This is a genomic window from Streptomyces sp. NPDC127084 (genome assembly GCF_042724175.1).
In the GTDB taxonomy this organism is placed as follows: Bacteria; Actinomycetota; Actinomycetes; order Streptomycetales; family Streptomycetaceae; genus Streptomyces.
In genome coordinates this window covers 1-6,009 of record NZ_JBHXFA010000074.1, presented here as the reverse complement: position 1 = coordinate 6,009, position 6,009 = coordinate 1, and the positions used below count along the sequence as shown (strand labels likewise).

The window sequence follows — 6,009 nt, the reverse complement described above, 5'->3', positions numbered from 1 at the left end:
CCCAGCAGCTTCGGGTCGGTGGCGGTGTAGTTGCCGGTGGGCATGGCGGTCGCGGGGGCGGGGGTGTCCTCCCCCCCCCCCCCCCCCCGGTCGGCGATCAGCGCAGTCCGGTGGAGCGCCGCAGCGCCGCCTGGATGAGCCGGTCGACAAGCTCCGGATAGCCGATCCCGCTCTCCTGCCACATCCGCGGGTACATCGAGATCGGCGTGAACCCGGGCATGGTGTTGATCTCGTTGATCACGAACTCCCCGTCCTCGGTGAGGAAGAAGTCCGCCCGGACCAGCCCCTCGCAGGACGCCGCCTCGAACGCCGCGACCGCGAGCCGCCGCACCTCGGCGGTCTGCTCGTCGGTGAGCGGTGCGGGCACCAGGCCGTCGGCCGAGTCGATGTACTTGGCCTCGAAGTCGTAGAAGTCGTGCGCGGAGACAGGCGGGATCTCGGCCGGCACGCTGGCACGCGGGCCGTCCTCGAACTCCAGCACCCCGCACTCGATCTCGCGGCCCCGCAGCAGCGCCTCGACCAGGATCTTGGGGTCGTGCCGCTGGGCCTCCTCGATCGCCTCGTCGAGTCCGGAGAGGTCGTCCACCTTGGTGATGCCGATCGAGGAACCCGCACGGGCGGGCTTCACGAAGAGCGGCCATCCGTGCTCACCCGCGAAGTCGATGATCTTCTTGCGCGCGGCGGAGGGATCGTTCACCCACTCACGGGGACGGATGACCGCGTACGGGCCGACCGGCAGGCCGAAGGACGTGAAGACCCGCTTCATGTACTCCTTGTCCTGGCCGACGGCCGAGGCCAGCACACCCGAACCGACGTACGGGATACCGGAGAGTTCCAGCAGTCCCTGGAGAGTGCCGTCCTCGCCGTAGGGGCCGTGCAGCATGGGAAAGACGACATCGACCTCACCGAGCGCCTTGGGAACGGCACCGGGCTCGCTGTAGACCACCTCGCGGTTGGCCGGGTCGACGGGCAGGACGACGCCGCCCTCGGCGGACTCGGCGAGCTCGGCGACGGACGGCAGTCTGCGGTCGGCGATGGCCATCCGCTCCGGGTCGTCGGCGGTCAGCGCCCAGCGGCCGTCGCCGGTGATACCGATGGGCAGTACGTCGTACTTGCCGCGGTCGATGGCGCGCAGCACGGCGCCGGCCGTCACGACGGAGATCGCATGCTCGGAACTACGGCCGCCGAAGACGACCGCGACACGCGGCTTGCGGGGCGCCTCGCCCTGCGCGGGGGCGAGGTCGGGGCTGTGGAACGGGTTCTCGCTCATATCGCGACGAGACTACCTTGCGCCTCCGCCGCCACGGCAGGCCCGCGCCGCGCCCCGCCCCCGGGTCCCTCACCCGGGGGCTCGGCCCTGTGCACCGCGGTGCCCGGAGGCCGGGAAGCCGGTGCGCCGTGCCCTGCGGCGGCACCCGGAATGCCCGCCCTCAGACTCCCCCGCATCTCGTCCGGAGGACACCCGGGAACGGCTGGGACGTCCGGGTACCCGAACACCACCGCTTGGCCTCTCGGCGCCCGCGCCCGGCAGGGCGGGCCATCCGCCCATCGCACGAGGGGCGCTGGGCCGCGAAACCGCACGGGACGTCAGTGACGCTCGGGCTTCGCGCTGCGCGACATCAGTTCCTTCAGGGCGACCACCGGCGGCTTCCCCTCATGGACGATCGACACCACCGTCTCGGTGATCGGCATGTCCACACCGTGCCGCCTCGCCAGATCCAGCACGGACTCACAGGACTTGACGCCCTCGGCCGTCTGCTTGGTCGCGGCGATGGTCTCCTGGAGGGTCATCCCCCGCCCGAGATTGGTGCCGAAGGTGTGGTTCCTGGACAGCGGGGACGAGCAGGTGGCGACGAGGTCGCCGAGTCCCGCGAGGCCCGAGAAGGTCATCGGGTCGGCGCCCATGACGAGGCCGAGCCGCGTGGTCTCGGCGAGGCCGCGGGTGATCAGGGTGGCCTTGGAGTTGTCGCCGAGGCCCATTCCGTCCGCGATGCCGACGGCGAGACCGATGACGTTCTTGACGGCGCCGCCCAGCTCGCAGCCGACGACGTCGGTGTTGGTGTAGGCGCGGAAGTACGGGGTCATGCAGGCGGACTGGAGCCGCCGTGCGACCGACTCGTCCTCGCAGGCCACCACGGCCGCGGCGGGCTGGCGGGCGGCGATCTCCTTCGCGAGGTTGGGGCCGGTGAGGACCGCCACCCTGCGCCGTACGTCACCGGCGGCTCCCCCGCCCGGCGCTCCGGCCACCACTTCCGTGATGACCTCGCTCATCCGCTTGGCGGTGCCGAGTTCGACGCCCTTCATCAGGGAGACGAGGACGGTGTCGGGGGCGAGCTTCGGCGCCCATTCGGCGAGGTTGGCCCGCAGGGTCTGGGAGGGGACGACGAGCACGGTGAAGTCGGCCCCGTCGGCGGCCTCGGCGGCGTCCGTGGTGGCCCTTACCGCCTCGGGGAGTGCGGTTCCCGGGAGGTACTCGGGGTTGGCGCGGGTGGCGTTGATGACCTCGACCTGCTCGGCGCGGCGCGCCCAGAGCGTCACATCGCAGCCGGCGTCGGCGAGGATCACCGAGAAGGCGGTGCCCCAGGATCCGGCGCCGAAGACGGCGGCCTTGACGGGACGGGTCACTTCAACCCCTCCTCGGCGGCCTTGCGCCGCTGTTCCGCACGGGCCATATGGTGGTCGTAGGTCTGGCCGGGCGCCCTCTCGCCGCGCACCTCCTCGAGGATCGCGGTGATCGCGGCCATGATGGCCTCGGTCGCCTCGCGCAGCACCTCGGGCGTGGGCTCAAGCCCGTAGAACCGGTCGAGGTCGACGGGCGGTCCCGCCTGCACGATCAGGGTCTTGCGCGGGAACAGCCGCAGCTTGTCCTCCTTGGCGTACGGCGGCATCGCCATGTTGGCGCCCCACTGGGCGACCGGGATGACCGGCGCCTTGGTGAGCAGGGCGACCCGGGCGGCACCGGTCTTGCCCGCCATGGGCCACATCTCGGGGTCGCGGGTGAGCGTGCCCTCCGGGTAGAACGCCACGCACTCGCCGCGCTGGATGGCGTCCACGGCGGCCCGGAAGGCGTCCATCGCGTTGGTCGTCTCGCGGTAGACGGGGATCTGGCCGGTGCCGCGCAGGATCGCGCCGACGAATTTGCCCTTGAAGAGGGCGGCTTTCGCCAGGAAGCGAGGTACCCGTCCCGTGTTGTACTGGTAGTGCGCGTAGGACAGCGGGTCCAGGTACGAGTTGTGGTTCACGGCGGTGATGAATCCGCCGTCGGCCGGGATGTGCTCCGTTCCCCGCCAGTCCCGCTTGAAGAGAACCACCAGCGGCGGTTTCGCGATGACCGCCGCCAGGCGGTACCAGAAGCCGATTCTGCGGCGGGGCACTCGGACACCTTCCTCTATGACCTGGCGGCTGCTTGCTGCGGCCTGGCTGCTGGGGGTCAAGTGTCGCCTCGGGCCCCCGGTCTGTCGAGAACACGGTACGCCCCGCCCGGTGGCGTGGCCGTACGGGTCGCCGCACGGGAAGGTCACGATTGCCGCCGCACGGAACCGCTACCGCGCCGCCGCAGAGGCGGCTCGCGGTGCCCCCTCGGGAGCGCGTCACAATGAGTCGGTGCACTGGTCACTCGTCGTTCCGCTGAAGCCACTCGCCCTGGCCAAGAGCAGGCTGGCGGACGCCGTCGGGGCGGCCATCCGGCCGCACCTGGCGCTGGCCTTCGCCCAGGACACGGTGGCCGCGGCCCTGTCGTGCCCCGCGGTGACGGATGTGGCGGTCGTCACGGACGATCCACTGGCTGCCGCCGAGCTGTCCGCCGCCGGCGCCAGGATCGTGCCCGACACCCCGGCGGCGGGGCTCAACGCGGCGCTGGCACATGGTGCCGATGTGGTGCGCGCCGGACGGCCCGGCGCTGCGGTGGCCGCGCTCAACGCCGATCTGCCGGCGCTGCGAGCAGCGGAATTGGCCCTGGTGCTCGCGGCGGCCGCGCAATTCCCGCGGGCTTTCCTCCCGGACTCGGCGGGAATTGGCACCACTTTTCTCGCGGCCGGTCCGGGCTCGGAATTGCGTCCGGCATTCGGCGGTCCTTCACGAAACCGGCATTTGCGGTCCGGCGCCGCGGAAATTGCGTCGGTCGGCACCGACTCGGTACGCCGGGACGTCGACACCGCCGATGACCTGCGGGCCGCACTGGCCCTCGGGGTGGGCCCCCGAACGGCGGCGCACTGCGCCGCGCTGCCGCTGCTGCGGAGCCAGGTCGTGTCTGACGAATAGGGCGAGCCCTGCCCGAAGAGCGGGGCTCGCGGCGTCTGGTGCATGGGGCCTCCCTCAGGCCCGCAGGGCCGAGGGGGTGGGGCTCGAAAGGCGGTGGGGTCCCCCCGCCGCAGTCAGGGGGAGGTCATCCTCGTACTGGGCATCCCTGGATGGCGCGGCTGAAGCCGACAACGCGGCGTGGGGGCACCTCCTGGGGGGTCCCCCTCTGCCAGACCCGGCCTGCTCGCGGGTGATGGCCGGACGGTCGGCCCCGGCACTGCCGGATAGGCTCTGGGGCATGCAGGCGACCGCGTACACGTATGACTCAGAGACCCGGAGCGGCAGTGTGCTGCTGGACGACGGGACTCCGGTGGACTTCGACACCGCCGCGTTCGACGCCGGCGGGCTGCGGCTGCTGCGGCCCGGGCAGCGGGTGCGTATCGAGACCGAGGGTCAGGGCGACGGCCTGCGGATCACGTTGGTGACGCTTCAGACGCTGTGAGCGGGCCCGGCTTTCGGGCGGGCGTGCCTCAGAACAGCCAGGACACGACCGAAGTGCTGCCCCGGCATGCCGCGGGCCGGGCTCCCACCGGGGAGTCCGGCCCGTCGCGTGAGTGGCCCTCGGGTGCCGCGCCCGCCTACTTCTTGCGGGCAGTGGTCTTCTTGGCGGTGGTCTTGCGCGCCGTGGCCTTCTTGGCCGGGGCGGTCTTCTTGGCCGTGGCCTTCTTCGCGGTGGTCTTCTTCGCCGCGGTCTTCTTCACCGCTGCGGTCTTCTTCACTGCTGCGGTCTTCGCGGTGGTGGTCTTCTTGGCCGCGGCGGTGGTCTTCTTCGCGGCTGCGGTCTTCTTCACCGCTGCCTTCTTGGCGGTCGCCTTCTTCGCGGCGGCCTTCTTGGCGGCGGTGCCGACCTGGAGGCTGCCCTTGGGCGCCTTCTTGACGGCGACTTCGCCACCCCTGGGGAGCTTCTTCGTCCCGCTGACCAGGTCTTTGAAGCCCTGGCCCGCGCGGAATCGCGGCACCGAGGTCTTCTTGACCCGCACGCGCTCACCCGTCTGAGGGTTGCGGGCGTAACGAGCGGGGCGGTCGACCTTCTCGAACGAACCGAAGCCGGTGACCGAAACCCGGTCACCGCCGACAACCGCGCGGACGATCGCGTCGAGTACCGCGTCGACCGCCTCGGCGGCCTGCTGACGGCCGCCCATCTTGTCGGCAATCGCTTCTACGAGCTGCGCCTTGTTCACTTCTTCCCCTTCGGAGACATAGCCGGAACGAAAGTGTTCAAGCTTTTTCGCACGTTAGGCAGATATATACCGCAAATCAAACACGAAACGGGCTAATCACCCTAGTGCCGCAACGAAGTCGACGCCGCGGCCACCCGGCGGTGCCGGATATCGACACCGCCGTCGGGGGGTCAGTCACCTTGAGGGAAACGGCCTTCATCGAGGTCGTTCATCAACCGGTCCAGGCGCCTTGCGGCGTCAGCGAGATCGTGCTTGGCCACGGCCGTGACAGCCAGCAGCTTCCGGGACAGCGCCATCCTTACGCCCTCCGGGACTTGCAGTTCGCGCACACGGGTATGCGCTTCTTTCAGCCGGTCGGCGACTGCCTGATAGAGCTCGAGTTGGCTGTCGCGTTCCATGCGTTGATTGTGCCATCTGGGGCGAGTTGTCGCCCCGGTGGACCTCAACAAACGACTGCGCGCCCCCCCCCCCGGGGGGGGGGGGCGGTGGGGGGATCCGGGGGGGCCGCGAGCGGGAGAGAGGGCGGTTG

At 70.8% G+C, this 6,009-nt stretch carries 7 protein-coding genes; 2 read left to right on the top strand and 5 right to left on the bottom strand.

Going from position 1 to position 6,009, the window contains the following annotated elements; genetic code table 11:
- Positions 1 to 97: 97 nt before the first annotated feature.
- The 3 genes from ACFWI9_RS18555 to ACFWI9_RS18545 form a co-directional block, all read right to left on the bottom strand.
- Entirely contained in the window at positions 98 to 1,270 is a 1,173-nt protein-coding gene (locus ACFWI9_RS18555; RefSeq protein WP_387163239.1) for a D-alanine--D-alanine ligase family protein, read from the bottom strand.
- Between the two features lie 317 nt (positions 1,271 to 1,587).
- Positions 1,588 to 2,625 (bottom strand): NAD(P)H-dependent glycerol-3-phosphate dehydrogenase, encoded by a 1,038-nt coding sequence (locus tag ACFWI9_RS18550; RefSeq protein ID WP_387163237.1) that lies wholly within the window; start codon positions 2,623 to 2,625, stop codon positions 1,588 to 1,590.
- On the bottom strand, positions 2,622 to 3,374 hold the full coding sequence (locus ACFWI9_RS18545; RefSeq protein WP_387163234.1) for a lysophospholipid acyltransferase family protein: 753 nt from the start codon (positions 3,372 to 3,374) through the stop codon (positions 2,622 to 2,624). Before ACFWI9_RS18545 ends, ACFWI9_RS18550 begins: the two co-directional genes overlap by 4 nt.
- Before the next feature lie 229 nt (positions 3,375 to 3,603).
- Here ACFWI9_RS18545 and cofC point away from each other — a divergent pair, with 229 nt between their 5' ends.
- Together cofC and ACFWI9_RS18535 are read left to right on the top strand one after the other, a co-directional pair.
- Positions 3,604 to 4,260: a 2-phospho-L-lactate guanylyltransferase gene (cofC, locus tag ACFWI9_RS18540; protein WP_387163232.1), complete on the top strand. Its 657-nt coding sequence runs from the start codon at positions 3,604 to 3,606 to the stop codon at positions 4,258 to 4,260.
- Between the two features lie 277 nt (positions 4,261 to 4,537).
- Positions 4,538 to 4,741: a hypothetical protein gene (locus tag ACFWI9_RS18535; protein WP_387163230.1), complete on the top strand. Its 204-nt coding sequence runs from the start codon at positions 4,538 to 4,540 to the stop codon at positions 4,739 to 4,741.
- 136 nt (positions 4,742 to 4,877) lie between these two features.
- On the opposite strand, the gene ACFWI9_RS18530 is transcribed toward ACFWI9_RS18535, so the two are convergent.
- Both ACFWI9_RS18530 and ACFWI9_RS18525 read right to left on the bottom strand, forming a co-directional pair.
- Complete coding sequence (locus ACFWI9_RS18530; RefSeq protein ID WP_387163228.1) at positions 4,878 to 5,480, bottom strand: HU family DNA-binding protein; 603 nt, start codon at positions 5,478 to 5,480, stop codon at positions 4,878 to 4,880.
- 170 nt (positions 5,481 to 5,650) lie between these two features.
- On the bottom strand, positions 5,651 to 5,878 hold the full coding sequence (locus ACFWI9_RS18525) for a hypothetical protein (protein WP_387163226.1): 228 nt from the start codon (positions 5,876 to 5,878) through the stop codon (positions 5,651 to 5,653).
- Between the last annotated feature and the right edge of the window lie 131 nt (positions 5,879 to 6,009).